A 17,451-nucleotide genomic window follows, 5' to 3' on the forward strand; every position below is an offset into this window, starting at 1 on the left:
ATATCCAATGCTCAAAAAGATTTTTACAAATAGTGCTGGTATACTTTTTAGCCGTATTTTAGGATTTATTCGCGATCTTTTAACAGCTTCGATTCTTGGAGCAAATATCTATAGTGATATATTTTTTGTGGCCTTCAAACTCCCCAATCTCTTTCGCCGCATATTTGGTGAAGGTGCATTTGTCCAAAGCTTCTTGCCATCATTTACAAGATCGCGCCACAAAGCACTCTTTGCAGCAGCTATCTTTAAAAGATTTTTCCTAATTATTTTCATACTCTCTCTTCTTGTTACACTCTTTGCACCATTTTTTACCAAACTTATAGCAATTGGCTTTGATGCACATACGATTGAGCTCGCTGCACCATATACTGCTATTAATTTTTACTATCTCGATTTTATCTTTTGCATCACTTTTCTTGCTGCTCTTTTGCAATACAAAGAGCACTTTGCCACTACCGCTTTTTCTACAGCACTCCTTAATCTCTCGTTAATCACAGCCCTCATACTCTATGCACATGCGCCAAAAGAAAAAATTGTCTTAGCAATGAGTATTGCAGTGCTTATTGGCGGATTTTTACAGTTTGTACTCCACCTATATAAAACCTATCAAATGGGAATACTTCGCAGACTCATTATTGGTTTTGTAGCCCTTAAGCACAAAAGTAACTTGATCAAAGATGAAGTAAAGCATTTTTACAAAAATTTCTTTCCAGCAATATGGGGCAACTCCACAGCACAAGTAAGCGCCTTTTTAGATACCTGGCTTGCTTCATTTTTGACCTTTGGATCTATTAGTTATCTCTATTATGCCAATCGCATATTTCAGCTCCCCCTCGCCCTCTTTGCGATCGCTACAGCCACAGCGCTTTTTCCTAGCATTGCCAAAGAGATCAAAAATGGCAACGAAACAAAAGCTTTGCAACATTTACAAAAAAGCTTCTGGTTTTTATTGACTGTTCTAACAATGGCAACTGTTGGTGCAATTATGCTAGATTGCGAAATTGTATGGCTCTTGTTTGAGAGGGGTTCATTTACACGCAGTGATACTTTGCAGACAGCCTGGGTACTGAGCGCTTATATGATCGGGCTTGTACCCTATGGCCTCCATAAGCTCTTTTCACTCTGGCTCTATGCAAAACATCAGCAGCTCCAAGCTGCACGCATTGCCACCTATGCGATGCTCACCAACGCCATACTCTCACTTATTTTTATCTATCCTCTCAAAGCACCAGGACTTGCACTCGCTTCAAGTATCGCAGGATTTGTATCACTCCATTTTACTCTCCGATCCTTTGGCTACCGAAAATTTTCGCAAATTCTCAAAAGCCGCTACTTTTACTACCTTCTGTTTGGCATTGCGCTTGAAATAGTTATAATTGCATTAATAAAAGATTTTTGGAGGATTGATGCGCATATTTGATAGCTCACTAAAAAAAGAGGTAGAATTTATTCCCATAAAAGACAAAAAGGTCAAACTCTACGTCTGTGGACCAACGGTCTATGATGATGCCCATCTAGGACACGCTCGCAGTGCCATAGCCTTCGATCTACTCAGACGCACTCTCACAGCACTTGGCTTTGAAGTTACAATGATGAAAAATTTTACTGATATCGATGATAAGATAATCAAAAAGATCCATGAAACAGGTAAGAGTCTCGAAGATATCACAAGCTACTATATCAAGCGCTACTTAGAGGATATGGATGCACTGGGTGTGCAGCAAGCCGATATAGAGCCAAAGGCTACTGAGTCTCTTGATGCAATGTTTTCCATGATTCAAAAACTCCTCGAAAACGGATGTGCCTATCAAACCAAAAGTGGTGATATCTATTTTGATACCTCCAAAGATCCCAAATACTGCTCGCTCAGTCACAAATGCGACGAAGAGTCTCTTAGCCGTATCGAACCAAATCCCGCCAAGAAAAATCCAGCAGACTTTGCTTTGTGGAAAGCATGCAAAGGAAGCGATGATATCTGCTTCGATTCACCCTTTGGCAAAGGCCGCCCTGGCTGGCATATAGAGTGCAGTGCCATGATAGACAAGTATCTTGCCTACCACGATACACCATACCAGATAGATATTCATGGAGGCGGTGCGGACCTGCTCTTTCCTCATCATGAAAATGAGGCTGCCCAGACACGGTGTGCTTATAAGCAGCAGCTTGCAAAATACTGGATGCATAACGGATTTGTCACGATAAGCGGGGAGAAGATGAGCAAATCTTTGGGCAATAGCTTCTTTATCAAAGACGCCCTCAGAGTCTATGATGGAGAGATTTTGCGCTTTTATTTACTTTCTACTCACTACCGCTCCAATCTCAACTTCAATGAAGAGGATTTACTTCAGTCCAAAAAGCGACTCGATAAGATTTATCGTCTCAAAAAGAGAGTCTATGGCATGAAACCATCCAATATAGATAAAGAGCTCAAAAACGATCTTTTAGAAGCTCTTAGCGATGATCTTAATATCTCCAAAGCTTTGGCAGTTGTAGATGCATTTGTAGTCTCATCCAATGAGATGCTCGATAAAAACCCAAAAGATAAAGCACTCAAGCAGCAAATTGTAGCAAATATCAACTTTTTGCATGATCTTTTGGGTATTGGGGGCAAAGATGCGTATGCCTATTTCCAGCTTGGTATCGATGAAGAGACAAAGAATACGATCAAAGACCTTATCGCAAAGCGCGCTATAGCGAAGAAGCAAAAAGATTTCGCCACTGCTGATGCGATCCGTGATGAGCTGCATTCAATGGGAATAGCTATAATGGATACCCCGCAAGGGACACTCTGGGAGAAGCTTTGAGAGAGGTTTTGCAGCGCTTTTGGCCATTTGTCATAGCCCATAAATTCAAATTTTTCATAGCTATTATCGGAATGATAATGGCTGCAATTGGTACAAGCGCTTCAGCATATGTAGTCAAACCAATTCTAGATGAGATCTTCATCAACAAAGATGAGCATATGCTTAAACTCCTCCCTCCTCTTGTGATCTTTCTCTACTTTCTCAAAGGCTTTGGTAAGTTCATCCAGGTCTACTACACTGAGTATATCGGTCAAGATGTGATAAGAGCACTGCGTGAGAGGATGCTTGCAAGTATCCTGGCTATGGAGATGGGATACTTTATCAAACAGCCTTCAGGTGAACTTATCAGTAGGCTCACCAACGATATCAACCGCATCAAAAATGTAGTCGCAAACATGCTACCAAGCCTCTTGCGTGAGAGCCTTACAATCATAGCTCTCACGATTGTCGTCATCTATCAAAGTCCAAAGCTGGCTCTTTACTTCCTCCTCATTATGCCACTAGCTGTCTATCCCCTTTCGCGCCTTGCAAAAAGAATGAAGAAGATCTCTCATGCTTCCCAAGAAAAAATCGCACTACTAACTACCCAACTAACAGAAATTTTCAATAATATTGAGCTTATCAAAGCTGAATCAAAAGAGCAGAGCGTCTTCAAACGCTTTACCAATTACAATAACGACCTTTTCAAGCTCACCCTCAAGCAGGTACGCACACAAGAGATAATAAGCCCGTTGATGGAAGTATTGGGAGCAGTCATCGTGGCACTTGTCATATATGTAGGCGGGAGAGAGGTAATTTTGGGACACATGACTACCGGAGCATTCTTTTCATTCATGACAGCTCTTTTCATGCTCTACACTCCTATCAAACATGTCTCAAAACTCTATAATCAGATCCAAGACGCTATCGCAGCAGCAGAACGAATCTTTGCTATTATCGATCTAGCCCCATCTATCAAAAGTGGAGAAAAAAAGCTCTCAAGTCCTATCAATACAATCTGCTTAGAAGATGTGACACTTCGCTATGAAGATACCATTGCCTTAAAAAATGTCTCTTTTTGCTGCTATCGTGATCAAATTACTGCGATTGTGGGAGATAGTGGAAGCGGCAAGAGCTCCATTGTCAATCTTTTGGTGCGCTTCTATGATCCTACTTCAGGAAAAGTTACTATTGATGGAGTAGATCTCAAAGTATTCGATATAGACTCCCTTCGCCAAAAGATAGCTCTCGTAACCCAACGTATCTACCTCTTTCAAGAGAGTATCGCTGTAAATGTTGGCGGGGAAGAGTACGATGAAGAGAGGGTCATAGAGGCTCTCAAACAGGCTCACGCCTATGAATTTGTCCAAAAGCTACCCCACGGTATCCATACAAAAATAGATGAAGCGGGTATGAATCTCAGTGGTGGCCAAAGGCAACGCATCGCAATTGCAAGGGCTCTGTATAAAAATCCATCTATCATTATTTTTGATGAGGCAACAAGTGCGCTGGACAAGCATAGTGAAGTAGCGATACTTGATACGATCAAAGAACTCAAAAAGGATCGTATCATCATTCTCATCTCACACAATATCCGCTCTATTACTTTTGCAGACAAAATTGTCGTCATGCAAGAGGGAGAGAAGGTTTGTGAAGGATCTCACGAAAAGCTGCTAGGTAGCTGTGAGGTCTACGAAAATCTCTACAAGAAAAATTAGATATAATATGCGCAAAAACTAGGGAGATGATGGATTACCAGTCAATAAAAAATATACTTTTTAAGTTTGAGCCAGAGACTGCACATCATATAGCTGCAACAGCATTTGAGCTTGCAAGTTTCATGCCTCCGGTGCTCAATGCTTTACAAAAACGCTACCTTGTCACTTCACCACTTTTAGAGCAAGATATTTTTGGCAAAAAGTTTGCCAATCCACTTGGCATTGCAGCAGGATTTGACAAAAACGCAACTATGACCAAAACGCTCCACGCTCTTGGATTTGGCTATGTAGAGGTTGGAACAGTTACCCCAAAACCGCAAACTGGCAATCCTCTCCCTCGCCTCTTTCGCTATCCTCGCTACGAAGCACTCCAAAATGCCATGGGGTTCAATAATGATGGCGCAGAAATCATAAAAAAACGGCTAGAACGCATATATCCAGCCGATTTTCCAATTGGCGTGAATATTGGCAAAAACAAAACAACTCCACAAGCAAAAGCTCTTGAGGATTACAGATTTTTGATTGAGAATTTCAAAGATTTGGCTGATTATCTTGTAGTCAATATCTCTAGTCCCAATACTCCAAATCTGCGCGATTTGCAAAATGAGCAGTTTATCAAAGATCTCTTTATCATGGCAAAAGATATCACATCGACTCCAATCTTGCTCAAAATTGCACCAGATATGAGCCCCGAGCAAGCAGTCAACCTCACAGCTACTGCAGTAGAGGCTGGAGCCGATGGTATCATTGCCACGAATACCTCTATCGATTATTCACTTCTCAAAGGTGCCAAAGATTTTGGTGGTATAAGTGGAAAAGTAATTAAAGATAAAAGTTTTGCAATTTTCAAAGAGATTGCAAAGGAGCTTTTTGGTAAAACAGTGCTTGTGAGTGTAGGTGGAATAGAGAGTGCTGAAGAGGCATATAGGCGCATCAAAGCAGGAGCAAATCTCTTGCAAATCTACACTGCCTTTATCTATGGAGGCCCAAAACTCATAGCTGATATCAACAAAGGCTTGATAGAGGCTCTCCAAAAAGATGGCTATGAGCATATCAGCCAAGCCGTAGGAGCAGATATTCGATGAAAAAATTGCTTTTATTACTATGCATAGTTGGAGGATTAATGGCTAGCAGTTTGCCAAAATTTTATGAAAAAACCCTTGATAATGGTCTCAAAGTTGTAGCAATACCGATGAATCGAGGAAGTGATGTCATATCAGTAGATATATTTTACAAAGTTGGAAGCCGCAATGAAGTGATGGGCAAAAGTGGTATAGCCCATATGCTTGAGCACCTCAACTTCAAATCGACCAAAAACCTCAAAGCTGGAGAGTTTGATGAGATTGTCAAAAGTTTTGGTGGAGTTGATAACGCCTCAACCGGCTTTGATTATACGCACTACTTCATCAAAGCAGCAAGTCGCAATCTCGATAAATCTCTCTGGCTTTTTGCTGAGCTTATGGAGAACCTCAAGCTTGATGACAAAGAGTTTCAGACTGAGCGCGAAGTGGTAGCTGAAGAGCGTAGATGGCGAACAGATAATAATCCTACAGGATACCTCTACTTCAGACTCTTTAACAACGCTTACATCTACCATCCCTATCACTGGACCCCGATAGGATTCATGCAAGATATTTTGCACTGGACAATCGATGATATCCGTAAATTTCACAAAACCTACTATCAGCCCAAAAATGCAATCCTCATCGTAGCTGGTGATATTGACAAAGATAAAGTTTTTAATGAAGCACAAAAGCATTTTGCCCATATCAAAAACTGCTGCGATATTCCTAAAGTCCACCAGGTTGAGCCTCCGCAAGATGGAGCCAAGAGAGTCAATATCAATAGAGACACACAAGTTGAGATGGTAGCAATCGCTTTTCATATCCCCAATTTCCAAGACCCTGACCAGGTGGCTCTGAGTGCTGTGAGTGAGCTGCTAAGTAGCGGAAAATCGAGCTGGCTCTATAAAGAGCTAGTGGATAAGAAGAAGATGGTCAACCAGATATATGCATACAATATGGATAACAAAGATCCTGGTATTTTCCTCTTTTTGGCAGTCTGCAATCCTGGTATAAAAGCTGAAGATGTAGAAAAAGAGATCTGGAAGCAGATCGAAAACCTCAAAGAGGGAAAAATTAAAAGAAGTGAGCTTGATAAAATCAAAATCAACACAAAAGCTGATTTTATCTTCGGACTTGAAAATAGCAGCAATGTAGCTTCACTTTTTGGTGACTATTTTGCAAAAGGTGATATAAACCCACTCTTGCACTATGAAGAGAATATCGATAAACTAACTATAAAAGACCTCCAAAGAGTCGCCAAAAAATATTTTGTACAGAAAAACTCGACAACTGTGATTTTGAGAAAGGGTGAATGATGAAAAAACTCAAAGGTGCTATGACGGCACTCATTACGCCATTTAAAAACGGAAAAGTAGATGAAGAAAAATATGCTCGCCTCATACAGCGTCAGATCGATAATACAATCGATGTGGTAGTTCCTGTAGGCACAACTGGAGAGAGTGCAACTCTCAGTCATGATGAGCACAAACGCTGTATCGAAATTGCGGTAGAGGTATGCAAAGGTACTTCCACCAAAGTCATGGCCGGTGCTGGGAGCAACTCTACCCATGAAGCAATTGATCTAGCCAAATTTGCACAAAAGGCTGGAGCAGATGCAATTCTTAGCGTCTCACCCTATTACAACAAACCTACCCAAGAGGGACTCTATCAACACTACAAAGCACTTGCTGCAGCTGTTGATATTCCGGTGCTTCTTTACAACGTCCCTGGACGCACAGGAGTCGATATCAAGCCAGAAACTGTCTTTCGTCTCTTTGATGAAGTAGACAATATCTATGGTATCAAGGAAGCAACTGGATCAATTGAGCGATGTGTAGAGCTGCTTGCAAAGCGTTCCGAGCTCTATGTTATCAGTGGAGATGATACTATCAACTATCCAATTATTGCAAATGGCGGTATGGGTGTGATCTCTGTTACAGCAAACCTTCTACCAGATAAGATGAGTATGCTTGTGCATGCGGGCCTTGCTGGACAGTTTGATACTGCAAAAATGATCAATGATGAGCTTTTTGACATCAATAAAGCCCTCTTTATTGAGAGCAACCCTATTCCAATCAAAGCTGCTATGTATCTTGCAGGGCTTTTGGATTCTCTCGAATATCGCCTTCCGCTTGTGCCACCAAGCAAAGAGAATATGAAGCTCATTGAGAAGACTTTAGAAAAATATGAGGTTGTAGCATGAAAAAGACATTGGTAATCAGTGGCGGGACAAGAGGTATAGGAAGGGCGATAGTTGAGCGCTTTGCAAAAGAAGGGGTCGATGTGGCTCTCACATATAACAGCAACAGCGAAATTGCAGATAATCTCACACAAGAGCTCTCACAAAAACATGGCATCAAAGCCAAAGCCTATCAACTCAATGTACTAGAACCTGAACAATATAAAGAACTCTTTAAACAGATTGATGAAGACTTTGAGCGAGTTGACTATTTTATTTCTAATGCTATTATATCAGGACGTGCAGTTGTAGGTGGCTTTGGACCTTTTATGCGCCTTAAACCAAAAGGACTCAATAATATCTATACCGCTACAGTTTTGGCATTTGTCGTTGGTGCTCAAGAAGCAGCAAAACGCATGGAAAAAGTTGGTGGAGGTGCAATTATTTCACTCAGTTCTACAGGTAATTTGGTATACACTCCAAATTATGCTGGACATGGTAGTTCCAAAGCTGCTGTAGAGACAATGGTCAAATATGCTGCACATGAGCTTGGGCCTAAAAACATACGTGTTAATGCAGTAAGTGGCGGTCCTATCGATACAGATGCATTGAGAGCTTTCCCAAACTATGAAGAGGTCAAGGCTGAAACTATTGCACGCAGTCCTTTGGGACGCATGGGTACACCACAAGATTTAGCTGGTGCTTGCTGGTTTTTATGTAGTGATGAGGCAAGCTGGATAACGGGACAAACACTTGTAGTCGATGGTGGTACAAGCTTTAGCTGATGAAGAGTATCAATCTGCCCAATGCTCTTGCACTCTCGCGAGTACTTGCTGCACCTTTGATGTATATGTTTTTGGTCAATCGTGATCTTTTTCCCAATATCCATCCTACATGGCTTGACTATTTTGCGGCTTTTTTGTTTGTCCTCGCAAGTATTACAGACTTTTTTGATGGGTATATTGCAAGAGAATTTGATCAAGTCACACAACTTGGCAAAATACTCGATCCACTTGCAGACAAAATGCTTACGCTTGCTGGATTTTTGGGCCTCATGATGCTAGGACGGGCAGACCCATGGGCAATCTATCTGATTCTCACAAGAGAGTTTTTCATAACAGGTCTTCGCGTCTCAGCTGTTGGAATGGGTAAAGAGATAAGTGCAAGTTTTCTTGGCAAAATCAAGACAATTGTGCAAATGATTGCTATAGGTTTTTTGATAATGAACTGGCCAGGAGGTACACTCTTGCTATGGTTAGCAGTCATTATCACTCTTTATAGCGGGTTTGAATATATAAAAGAGTATATGAGTGTGAAGGATTGATATGGGATTTTTAGTTGCACTTTTAGCACTTTCAGTTATGATAATTTTTCATGAGATGGGGCACTTTCTTGCAGCGCGCTTTTTTGGCGTAACAGTTGAAAGATTTAGTGTTGGATTTGGCCCGATACTCCTTAAAAAAAGATGTTGCGGTACAGAGTGGGCAATCAGTACATTCCCACTTGGCGGATATGTGAAGATGAAGGGACAAGATGACACCGATCCACTCAAAACAAGCAGTGACCCAGATAGCTATACGGCCAAAAAACCTTGGCAAAGAATCATCATCTTACTTGCTGGCCCTTTTGCAAACTTTCTCCTTGCATTTTTGCTCTATCTCATTGTAGCTCTTGCAGGTTACAACACGTTAGCACCAAAAATTGGCAAAGTCCTTCCAAACAGCGCTGCCCAAGCAGCAGGTCTCAAACCTGGAGATGAGATTGTTGCCATAGATAACCATCCTATCAAAACATGGGAGGATCTTAGCCGCATTATTGCTCATGCCAATCACCCACTTTATATCACTGTTAAGCGCAGACAAGAGACTTTGCATCTCACGATCAAACCAAAAATGACAAAAACGAAAAATATTTTTGGTGAAGAGGTCAAAAGACCTATGATAGGTATTGCTCCAGCACAAGAATATATTAAGGTCAAACTCTCTCTTCTCCAAGCTATCAATATGGCTTGGGATAAGACAGTAGAAGCTACAAAATTTATAGTAGTAGGATTAGAAAAGCTGCTCGAAGGTGTAGTCTCGCCAAAAGAGATTGGTGGAGTTATCACTATCATGGATGTGACAGCAAAAGCAAGCCAAGTTGGGATCGTGGCACTTTTAAGTCTCAGTGCACTTATATCAGTCAACCTCGGCATCCTCAATCTCCTTCCAATTCCAGCTCTTGATGGTGGTCATATCATCTTCAATCTCTATGAGTGGATTACCAACCGAGCTCCAAGCCAAGAAGTGCTCTATCGCCTCACACTCGCTGGCTGGGTATTTTTGGTGGGTCTCATGGGCTTGGGTCTTTATAATGATATCAATAGACTTTTAGGAGCATCACATGGATAAATATAGACTTCGTGACAATATGGATAGAATTATTCAGCGTGTTGAAGATGCGAGGATAAAACGAAGTGAACACCATATCGTCCAAATAGTTGCTGTAACAAAATATGTTGGGCCCCAGGAGATTAGAGCCCTCTATGAGCTTGGCCAAAGAGCAGTTGGTGAAAACCGTGTACAAGATCTCAAAGCAAAGAGCGAGGCTCTTAACGATCTTCCACTTGAGTGGCATTTCATTGGAAGACTCCAAAAAAATAAAATCAACCACCTCATCGATCTTGATCCATGGCTCATGCAGTCTTTGGATACTTTAGAGCTTGCTTTGGAGCTTGATAAGAGATTAGAAGCAAAGAAGAAGAGAATGGATTGCCTCTTGCAAGTAAACAGTGCCAAAGAGGAGACAAAAGCAGGTGTCATACCTGAAGCCGCATACGATGAATACCTCAAAATCATTGAAAATACAAAACATATCAATCTCTTAGGCGTCATGACAATCGGTGCCCATACAGAAGACAAAGAAACGATCAAGAGAAGTTTTGAGACCACTTATAAAATCTATGAAGCGCTCAAACCACACGGAGCACAGATCTGCTCCATGGGGATGAGCAACGATTTTGAGTTAGCAATTGAGTGTGGATCAAATATGGTGCGAATCGGGAGTCTCTTTTTTAGTTAGGACAGCTTGGCGGTTCTGTATCGCAGTAACCGTCACAATGTTTTGCCTGCAAAGCATCAAGCTCTTTACGCATCTCCGTTAATATAAGCTTCGCAGCTACATCTTCATCGAGTTCTGGAATATCCCAACCATAGCGCTTGAGCCATTTGTAAAACACATCGCGAGTATCTTCTCTAATTTCATCAGCATATTTACAATCCTCTTTGAATTCAGCTCTCATTTTCATCCTTTAATGGTCTATGTGCTATCTCTTCTAGCAAGATTGTAGCATAACTTCCTTTCGGAAGGAAAAAGCGCAGTTCATACCAAGCATCCTTCTCTTTGTAGCAGCCTTGTACATCCTCTGGCCACACCCACGCATATCGCCTATCGCCAAACTCCTTGATACGCTCATCATCAAAATCTTTCTCGATTTCCCTTGCCAAGCCCTCCGCCCGTGGAGTCTTAAGACCTGGTAAGAGTCCTGTAGGAGAGATATCTTTTGCAGCAAATCGCTTCGATTCAGCTTTGACATCATCAACAAAAAAGATCTTCCCATATGGATAGTGTTTGGCGATATCTCCAGGAAAGAGCTTAAAAGTATGTGATTGATTTTTGAGCTCCTCTATGATCTCCCTTGGGAAGTCTAGTATATCGATAAGCTCTTTTTTTTGGAAACTACTCAGAATTTTACTCAGCTCCACTCTTTTACTGAGCCACAAATTAAAAAGATGGCTCTGGTAAGCATTGACAAAGAGCTTCGCCTTTTTTCTCTCCCGTATCCTCTTGCCTTCGACTATCGCCTTACCAAGTTCATAATTTTTCCCATCAAGACCAAATCGCTGGTATCCAAAGTAGTTAGGCATACCCTGCTGTGACAAAATTTTGAGCACTTCATCGATCTTTTTGGCATCCACCGATAGCACCTTTTTAAGACGGATAAAAAAGCGATTGCCTTTGAGATGACCTAAGCGAATCTTATTGGAATGTCTTGTAATATCCACAATTTTAATCTGTGGATGAGAAAATCGCCGCAGAGCATCTGCATACTTTTTATTGATAGAGATATACTGATACGTCAGAGCATTTTTGTCTTTCAAACCAGCATAGCCGATATCTTTGAGCTTTACTCCTAACTGCTCACTAAAAGCCTGCAACATCTGCCATGTTGTGAGATTTTTTTTGCGCACTTTGAGAATAAGATGCTCCCCTTCACCACTAAACGGATAGAGAGGAACCTCTTCAACGACGAAGGTTTGGGGTGTTTGGCGAAAGTAGAAATTGATCGGTGCATGATCTAAAAAGTAGAGTCTATCCATCTGATTCCTTAAAAATGGTGTGTTTTGCACATATTGCGATATCTTCTTCTTTGCGCTTTTGCAAAGATTGTGATTTTAGTGCGCGTCTTTTTGGCTATCGCTTCTATCGCTCTTTTTTCTCTTGGATCAAACGCAAACAAAAGCTCATACTCCTCACCACTACAGCCCTGCTGCCGTGAAATGGATCGCAAAAATCTATATCCTATTTTTTTATTGTGCGCTGATAGTTTAGCCAAATCATCAAAGAGACCATCACTAATATCCATAGCAGCCTTGATATGTCTTGCGGCCTTTTGCATAAATTTCTGGCGCAAACGGGGCCTAGCAAACTTAGAGTTTTTTGCCACTTTTTTAAATCTTAGAGCCCTTCGCAAATCTTTGGCTACACTTCCAAGCTCTCCTGTAAATGCTAGCAGATACCCCTCCCGCACTGGTTTTCGAAGTATAGCTCTTTTGGTGTGTGAGATGAGTGTGATTGAGAAATCAAGCTTCTCTCCTGCTACTGTATCACCACCAATTATCTCGCACTCATACTCATCTGCAGCCTCTTGCAATCCCTGTGCTATTTGACGTAGTTGATTATTATGAAAGGTGCGAGGAATTTGCACACTCACAAGAGCATACATCGGTTGTGCATTCATCGCTATTGCATCTGATATATTGACAAGCATCGCTTTTTTTGAGATAGTAGCCAGATCAAACCACTCTCTTTTAAAATGAATATCTTCACAAAAAGCGTCAGCACTATAGACCTCTTTACCAATAACAGCACCATCATCACCAATATACTTATTATTAAATAAACTTATATAATAAAACTCTCTATTCACTTTTTGCACCCTTGAATATTTGGTAAATATTGTAACAGATAACCCCTTAAGAGTAATTGCCCCAACGAATTTAAGAAATTTTATTTTTTGTGATGATATAATCGGGTAAATTATAAACTAAAAACAAAGGACTTACTATATGCAAGTGCCTATCTATACATATGATGTAGTAATTGTAGGATCCGGACTGGCCGGATGTGCTGCAGCGCGAGAGCTTAAAAAAGCCGGAAAAAATGTGATCGTCCTCACAAAGCTCCATCCGCTGCGCAGCCACTCTGGTGCAGCACAAGGAGGAGTCAACGCAGCTTTGAGTGATGATGATGATGTAGAACTTCACATGTTTGACACTGTTAAGGGAAGTGACTATCTAGCTGACCAAGATGCAGTGGAACTCATGTGTTCTAAAGCTCCTGAGACAATTCGCTGGATTGAGCACATGGGTGCGGCATTTAGTAGACGCAAAGATGGCCGCATCGCCCAAAGACCTTTTGGTGGTCAGAGCAAACCAAGAGCATGTTTTGCAAAAGATAGAACTGGTCTAACACTCTTGCAAACAATCTATGAGCAAGCACACAGAGAGGGTGTTGAGTTTTGGGATGAGTGGTATGTAGCAGACATCCTCTACAAGGACGGCAAAGCCTATGGCGTAGTTGCATTTAATCTTCGCAACCAAGAGCCAGCAATCTTTAATGCAAAAGCTGTGATGTTTGCTACCGGTGGATATGCACGCGCTTTCAAAATCAACTCCAACGCACATGCAAACACTGGCGATGGTCTGAGCATCTTTGCACGCCATGGATTGCCTCTTGAAGATATGGAGTTTGTACAGTTTCACCCATCTGGTCTGGCTGGCACAGGTATCTTGATCAGTGAAGCTGCACGTGGGGAAGGTGGACGCCTCTACAACAAAAATGGCGAGAGATTTATGGAAAAGTATGCTCCAGAAAAGATGGAACTAGCTCCACGCGATGTAGTAGCAAGAGCGATTATGAATGAGATTAGAGAGGGGCGTGGTGTAGGTCCGGATGGTATGGCAGTCTATCTTGATCTTACGCATCTTGGTGAAGAGAAGATTATGGAGCGACTCCCAGAACTTCGAGACCTCGCTATCACATTCCTTGGCCAAGATATGGTAAAAGAGCCAATTATGATCACTGTTACAGCACACTACTCAATGGGAGGAATTCCTGTAACAATTGATGGTCATGTCAAAAAGAGCCCTACTGAGACTACTGAAGGACTCTACGCTGCGGGAGAGTGTGCCTGTGTAAGTGTCCATGGCGCAAACAGACTTGGAGCAAACTCACTTCTTGAAGCACTCTTCTTTGGACGCCATGTAGGCCAAACCATCGTAAATGATCTTGATAGAGGTATCTCTTGTGAAAAGGCACATCCTGAAGAGGCACAAAATATGCTCGATGAAATCAAATTTATCATGACAAACAACGGCACAGAAACTACATCAAAACTTCGCCAAGAGCTGCAAGATACGATGTTTGAAAACTGTGGTGTCTTTAGAACCGAAGAGTCACTCCTCAAGCAAAGAGAGATTCTCAAAGGCTTAAAAGAGCGCTTCAAAAATATCCGCATTGATGACAAATCAAAAACTTTCAATACAGACTTACAAGAAGCGATTGAGCTTGGACATATGCTCGATTATGCAACATTTATCGTCGAAGGAGCAATCGCACGCAAAGAGTCACGTGGTGCGCACTACCGCGAAGACTATCCAGAGCGTGATGATAAAAACTTCCTCAAACACACATATGCATACATGGATAGAGAGGGCAATATTAACCTCGAGTATGGTGAAGTGGTTCTTGGCAAATTTGAGCCTCAAGAAAGAAAATATTAAGAGGGGTCTATGATGAAAGTAACACTAAAAGTTTTTCGTTTTAATGCAGAGACTGACTATCTTCCCCACTACGATACAATCGAAATGAGTATCGATCCTAGAGATGTGGTTCTTGATGTCCTTAATCGCATCAAATGGGAACATGATGGGAGCTTTACATACCGCCGTAGTTGCCGCCATGGAATTTGTGGAAGCTGTGCAGTCAAAGTCAATGGTCGCAGTACACTTGCCTGTAAAGAGCGCATGGTAGATATGATAGAGCTCTTTGGCAATGAGCTAACAATTGAACCTGTCAGTAAAAAACGTGTCATTAAAGATATGGTAGTTGACAAAGCAGACTTTTGGAAAAAATATGAGACTGTCAAACCATGGCTTGAAGCCAAGATCGATGAGCACCCAACTATGGAGAATATCATCCCGCCTGAAGAGGCAGAAAAGCTTGAAGAGTCAGACTATTGCATCCAGTGTGGATGCTGCTACTATGCTTGTCCAGTTGTAGAAGTAAATGAAGAGTATCTTGGGCCTGCAGCATTTGAAAAAGCGTATCGCTTCACAGCTGATGTGAGAGACTATGCCAAAAAAGAGCGCCTCGAGATTGTAGATATCCTTGGACAAGGTGTCTGGGACTGTGTCAAATGCTATGAGTGTGCCCAAGCGTGTCCTAAACATATTGATCCAATAGGAAAAATAACAAAACTCCATAATCAAATCTTTGAAGAGGGCGTTGCAAAAAGCAATGTGGCTACACGCCATGCTGTTGGATTTAAAAAATCTATCGAAAAACATGGAATCTTGGATGAGGGACATTTGGTGGCATATAGTGAAGGTATCGGCGTACTCAAGCACGTGCCAGAGGCTCTAGAGATGTTTAAAAAAGGCAAAATTGTCATGCCATGGAATATGCCAAAATCTAAAAATCTCGATGAGATCAAAAAACTTGTCAAAATCTCATCAACTGTAAAATTTTAAAGGATAGGTCATGAGTAAACTACGATATGCACTCTATACGGGTTGTACAGCAAGAGAGAGTACTCCAGAGCTTCTCAAATCTACACTTGCAGTGGCTAAGAAGCTCGATATTGAACTTGTCCTTCTAGATGAAGCAAGCTGCTGTGGGGCAAGCCATTTGCAAGATTTTGATGACTTTTTGAGTCTCGTGCTCAATGCTCGCAATATCTGCTATGCAGAAAAGCATGGTCTAGATATGGTAACTATCTGTAATACTTGCCAACTCAATACATCTATGACAAAACTTCGCCTCGATGAAAATCCAGAACTCAAAGCAAAAGTCAATGAAAAACTTGAGGAAGTTGGACTAGTCTATCAAGGCACAAGCAATGTGCGCCACTTCCTCTATGCTCTCATTGAAGATTATGGACTTAATAATCTGCGCAAAAAAGTAGTAAAGCCACTTAGTGAACTAAATATTGCTCCATTTTATGGCTGCCACAATATCAGACCAAGCGAGCTTCATCACCATTTCAATCGCAGCAAAGAGAATCCCTACAACCCTACATCTCTTGATGAACTCATTGAAGCACTTGAAGGAAATAGTGTCGATTATGAACACAAAAACAAATGCTGTGGATTCCATGTGGATCTTCAAGCACCAAAAACTTCAAATATGCTCACAGGGACTGCTATAGCAGATGCTCTTGATAACAATGCAGATGTGATGGTAACTCCATGTCCGCTTTGCCACCTCAATCTTGATGTGAAGCAAAAAGCAGCTATGAAGACACTTGGTAGAGATCTCCCATATCCGATGCCTGTGCTCCACCTTCCTCAACTTATCGGCCTTGCTCTTGGATGTACGCCAGAAGAGCTTGGACTCAAGCATCACGTTACAGAAGTTCCGGTGTAAGCCGGAGCTTAAAATTTTGTTTTCTTTGGAAAAATAGTCGCTCCAAAAGCTTTTGCAATAAACTCCAAAACTGTTACGATAATTACCGAACCTGGTAACAATGTAATAGGAAACAAAAAGAGTATTTTGATAATATCGATGAGTTGCCTATGAGCAAACTGCATTAACTCTCTATTTTCTCGTTGGTGAAGGTAGACTTCTAGCATTCTCTTCGTTTCTCTGCTTTCACGTATAAACACAATAGAAAATTTTCTCCAGGCTCTTTTTACTCTTTTTATGGCTCTTTTTAACATAACTTAATTTTATCCAATTCTTGTGTGTAAGTAAATAGGATAATTTTTATCCTAATTTAATCTTTTTCATGTAAAATAGAGGTACCAAAACCAAAAAAGGAGGCAAAGATGCCAAAAATTAATAGATATGTAGATATTTCTCAAATCGACAAAGAGGCGAAAAAAGACTATATTGACAGACACTCACCATTCATTCACTGCGAAACAACAGCAAAAAAAGGTGAAAAGTTTCTTGTAAAGGTAAGAGTTGGTAACGAATACTGCCACCCAGATGATTTCGATCACTACATCGCTTATGTTCAACTTTGGGATAGTGAAAGACTCCTTGGACAAGCAACATTTACACCTGGTAGCCTTGGAAATCAATGCTCACAAACAGAAGTGGATTTCTACATTGTTCCTACGAAAAACATGAAACTTACGGCTATGAGCTACTGTACAAAACATGGTCTTTGGGAAAGTGATCCTGTAGAAGTAGAAGTAACAGAATAATCTCTTGGGGCCTCT

General features: G+C 41.3%; 18 protein-coding genes. 14 read left to right on the forward strand and 4 right to left on the reverse strand.

Going from position 1 to position 17,451, the window contains the following annotated elements:
* Positions 1 to 7: 7 nt before the first annotated feature.
* From murJ to JG734_RS06110, 10 genes are read left to right on the forward strand one after another with little or no spacing between them, the layout of a single operon-like run.
* Entirely contained in the window at positions 8 to 1,420 is a 1,413-nt protein-coding gene (gene murJ / locus JG734_RS06065) for a murein biosynthesis integral membrane protein MurJ (RefSeq protein WP_201332409.1), read from the forward strand.
* Entirely contained in the window at positions 1,407 to 2,804 is a 1,398-nt protein-coding gene (gene cysS / locus JG734_RS06070; protein WP_201332410.1) for a cysteine--tRNA ligase, read from the forward strand. The genes murJ and cysS overlap by 14 nt, the downstream gene beginning before the upstream one ends.
* A complete protein-coding gene (locus JG734_RS06075) occupies positions 2,801 to 4,501 on the forward strand; it encodes an ABC transporter ATP-binding protein (protein ID WP_201332411.1) in 1,701 nt (566 codons plus the stop codon). The genes cysS and JG734_RS06075 overlap by 4 nt, the downstream gene beginning before the upstream one ends.
* A gap of 29 nt (positions 4,502 to 4,530) precedes the next feature.
* Positions 4,531 to 5,586, forward strand: a complete 1,056-nt coding sequence (locus tag JG734_RS06080; protein ID WP_201332412.1) for a quinone-dependent dihydroorotate dehydrogenase — start codon at positions 4,531 to 4,533, stop codon at positions 5,584 to 5,586.
* 38 nt (positions 5,587 to 5,624) lie between these two features.
* A complete protein-coding gene (locus JG734_RS06085) occupies positions 5,625 to 6,881 on the forward strand; it encodes a pitrilysin family protein (protein ID WP_236586810.1) in 1,257 nt (418 codons plus the stop codon).
* A complete protein-coding gene (gene dapA / locus JG734_RS06090; protein WP_370583612.1) occupies positions 6,878 to 7,768 on the forward strand; it encodes a 4-hydroxy-tetrahydrodipicolinate synthase in 891 nt (296 codons plus the stop codon). The genes JG734_RS06085 and dapA overlap by 4 nt, the downstream gene beginning before the upstream one ends.
* The gene (locus JG734_RS06095; protein WP_201332415.1) at positions 7,765 to 8,529 is read left to right on the forward strand and encodes an enoyl-ACP reductase; all 765 of its coding nucleotides are present in this window, start codon (positions 7,765 to 7,767) and stop codon (positions 8,527 to 8,529) included. Before dapA ends, JG734_RS06095 begins: the two co-directional genes overlap by 4 nt.
* On the forward strand, positions 8,529 to 9,068 hold the full coding sequence (gene pgsA / locus JG734_RS06100; protein ID WP_236586811.1) for a CDP-diacylglycerol--glycerol-3-phosphate 3-phosphatidyltransferase: 540 nt from the start codon (positions 8,529 to 8,531) through the stop codon (positions 9,066 to 9,068). The genes JG734_RS06095 and pgsA overlap by 1 nt, the downstream gene beginning before the upstream one ends.
* Before the next feature lies 1 nt (position 9,069).
* On the forward strand, positions 9,070 to 10,134 hold the full coding sequence (gene rseP, locus JG734_RS06105) for an RIP metalloprotease RseP (protein ID WP_201332416.1): 1,065 nt from the start codon (positions 9,070 to 9,072) through the stop codon (positions 10,132 to 10,134).
* Positions 10,127 to 10,804 carry a YggS family pyridoxal phosphate-dependent enzyme gene (locus JG734_RS06110; RefSeq protein WP_201332417.1) on the forward strand — a complete coding sequence of 226 codons (678 nt, stop codon included), beginning with the start codon at positions 10,127 to 10,129 and terminating at the stop codon, positions 10,802 to 10,804. Before rseP ends, JG734_RS06110 begins: the two co-directional genes overlap by 8 nt.
* Here the strand turns inward: JG734_RS06110 and JG734_RS06115 are convergent.
* From JG734_RS06115 to JG734_RS06125, 3 genes are read right to left on the reverse strand one after another with little or no spacing between them, the layout of a single operon-like run.
* The gene (locus JG734_RS06115; protein ID WP_201332418.1) at positions 10,797 to 11,024 is read right to left on the reverse strand and encodes a hypothetical protein; all 228 of its coding nucleotides are present in this window, start codon (positions 11,022 to 11,024) and stop codon (positions 10,797 to 10,799) included. The two genes, JG734_RS06110 and JG734_RS06115, sit on opposite strands and share 8 nt — an antisense overlap.
* On the reverse strand, positions 11,014 to 12,102 hold the full coding sequence (truD, locus tag JG734_RS06120; RefSeq protein WP_201332419.1) for a tRNA pseudouridine(13) synthase TruD: 1,089 nt from the start codon (positions 12,100 to 12,102) through the stop codon (positions 11,014 to 11,016). Before truD ends, JG734_RS06115 begins: the two co-directional genes overlap by 11 nt.
* An 8-nt stretch (positions 12,103 to 12,110) precedes the next feature.
* Positions 12,111 to 12,932 carry a thiamine-phosphate kinase gene (locus JG734_RS06125; protein WP_201332420.1) on the reverse strand — a complete coding sequence of 274 codons (822 nt, stop codon included), beginning with the start codon at positions 12,930 to 12,932 and terminating at the stop codon, positions 12,111 to 12,113.
* 139 nt (positions 12,933 to 13,071) lie between these two features.
* Between JG734_RS06125 and sdhA the strand changes: the two genes are divergently transcribed.
* From sdhA to JG734_RS06140, 3 genes are read left to right on the forward strand one after another with little or no spacing between them, the layout of a single operon-like run.
* A complete protein-coding gene (gene sdhA / locus JG734_RS06130) occupies positions 13,072 to 14,787 on the forward strand; it encodes a succinate dehydrogenase flavoprotein subunit (RefSeq protein WP_201332421.1) in 1,716 nt (571 codons plus the stop codon).
* 12 nt (positions 14,788 to 14,799) lie between these two features.
* Complete coding sequence (locus JG734_RS06135) at positions 14,800 to 15,756, forward strand: succinate dehydrogenase/fumarate reductase iron-sulfur subunit (protein WP_201332422.1); 957 nt, start codon at positions 14,800 to 14,802, stop codon at positions 15,754 to 15,756.
* A gap of 10 nt (positions 15,757 to 15,766) precedes the next feature.
* Positions 15,767 to 16,651, forward strand: coding sequence for a CoB--CoM heterodisulfide reductase iron-sulfur subunit B family protein (locus tag JG734_RS06140; protein WP_201332423.1), 885 nt, complete (start codon positions 15,767 to 15,769; stop codon positions 16,649 to 16,651).
* 8 nt (positions 16,652 to 16,659) lie between these two features.
* Here JG734_RS06140 and JG734_RS06145 read toward each other — a convergent pair whose 3' ends face one another.
* Positions 16,660 to 16,857, reverse strand: coding sequence for a hypothetical protein (locus JG734_RS06145; RefSeq protein ID WP_201332424.1), 198 nt, complete (start codon positions 16,855 to 16,857; stop codon positions 16,660 to 16,662).
* Positions 16,858 to 17,052: 195 nt separating this feature from the next.
* Between JG734_RS06145 and JG734_RS06150 the strand changes: the two genes are divergently transcribed.
* A complete protein-coding gene (locus JG734_RS06150; RefSeq protein ID WP_201332425.1) occupies positions 17,053 to 17,436 on the forward strand; it encodes a class II SORL domain-containing protein in 384 nt (127 codons plus the stop codon).
* Positions 17,437 to 17,451 lie beyond the last annotated feature (15 nt).

The organism is Nitratiruptor sp. YY09-18 (assembly GCF_016593235.1).
In the GTDB taxonomy this organism is placed as follows: domain Bacteria; phylum Campylobacterota; class Campylobacteria; order Campylobacterales; family Nitratiruptoraceae; genus Nitratiruptor.

What these genes read in the sequence shown, in the direction of transcription:
- JG734_RS06110 (WP_201332417.1), top strand. Translation starts at nt 10,127, where the DNA reads ATGGATAAATATAGACTTCGTGACAATATGGATAGAATTATTCAGCGT.
- pgsA (WP_236586811.1), top strand. Translation starts at nt 8,529, where the DNA reads ATGAAGAGTATCAATCTGCCCAATGCTCTTGCACTCTCGCGAGTACTT.
- sdhA (WP_201332421.1), top strand. Translation starts at nt 13,072, where the DNA reads ATGCAAGTGCCTATCTATACATATGATGTAGTAATTGTAGGATCCGGA.
- murJ (WP_201332409.1), top strand. Translation starts at nt 8, where the DNA reads ATGCTCAAAAAGATTTTTACAAATAGTGCTGGTATACTTTTTAGCCGT.
- rseP (WP_201332416.1), top strand. Translation starts at nt 9,070, where the DNA reads ATGGGATTTTTAGTTGCACTTTTAGCACTTTCAGTTATGATAATTTTT.
- JG734_RS06145 (WP_201332424.1), bottom strand. Translation starts at nt 16,857, where the DNA reads ATGCTAGAAGTCTACCTTCACCAACGAGAAAATAGAGAGTTAATGCAG.
- JG734_RS06080 (WP_201332412.1), top strand. Translation starts at nt 4,531, where the DNA reads ATGGATTACCAGTCAATAAAAAATATACTTTTTAAGTTTGAGCCAGAG.
- truD (WP_201332419.1), bottom strand. Translation starts at nt 12,102, where the DNA reads ATGGATAGACTCTACTTTTTAGATCATGCACCGATCAATTTCTACTTT.
- JG734_RS06135 (WP_201332422.1), top strand. Translation starts at nt 14,800, where the DNA reads ATGAAAGTAACACTAAAAGTTTTTCGTTTTAATGCAGAGACTGACTAT.
- dapA (WP_370583612.1), top strand. Translation starts at nt 6,878, where the DNA reads ATGATGAAAAAACTCAAAGGTGCTATGACGGCACTCATTACGCCATTT.
- JG734_RS06150 (WP_201332425.1), top strand. Translation starts at nt 17,053, where the DNA reads ATGCCAAAAATTAATAGATATGTAGATATTTCTCAAATCGACAAAGAG.
- JG734_RS06140 (WP_201332423.1), top strand. Translation starts at nt 15,767, where the DNA reads ATGAGTAAACTACGATATGCACTCTATACGGGTTGTACAGCAAGAGAG.
- JG734_RS06115 (WP_201332418.1), bottom strand. Translation starts at nt 11,024, where the DNA reads ATGAGAGCTGAATTCAAAGAGGATTGTAAATATGCTGATGAAATTAGA.
- cysS (WP_201332410.1), top strand. Translation starts at nt 1,407, where the DNA reads ATGCGCATATTTGATAGCTCACTAAAAAAAGAGGTAGAATTTATTCCC.
- JG734_RS06095 (WP_201332415.1), top strand. Translation starts at nt 7,765, where the DNA reads ATGAAAAAGACATTGGTAATCAGTGGCGGGACAAGAGGTATAGGAAGG.
- JG734_RS06085 (WP_236586810.1), top strand. Translation starts at nt 5,625, where the DNA reads ATGGCTAGCAGTTTGCCAAAATTTTATGAAAAAACCCTTGATAATGGT.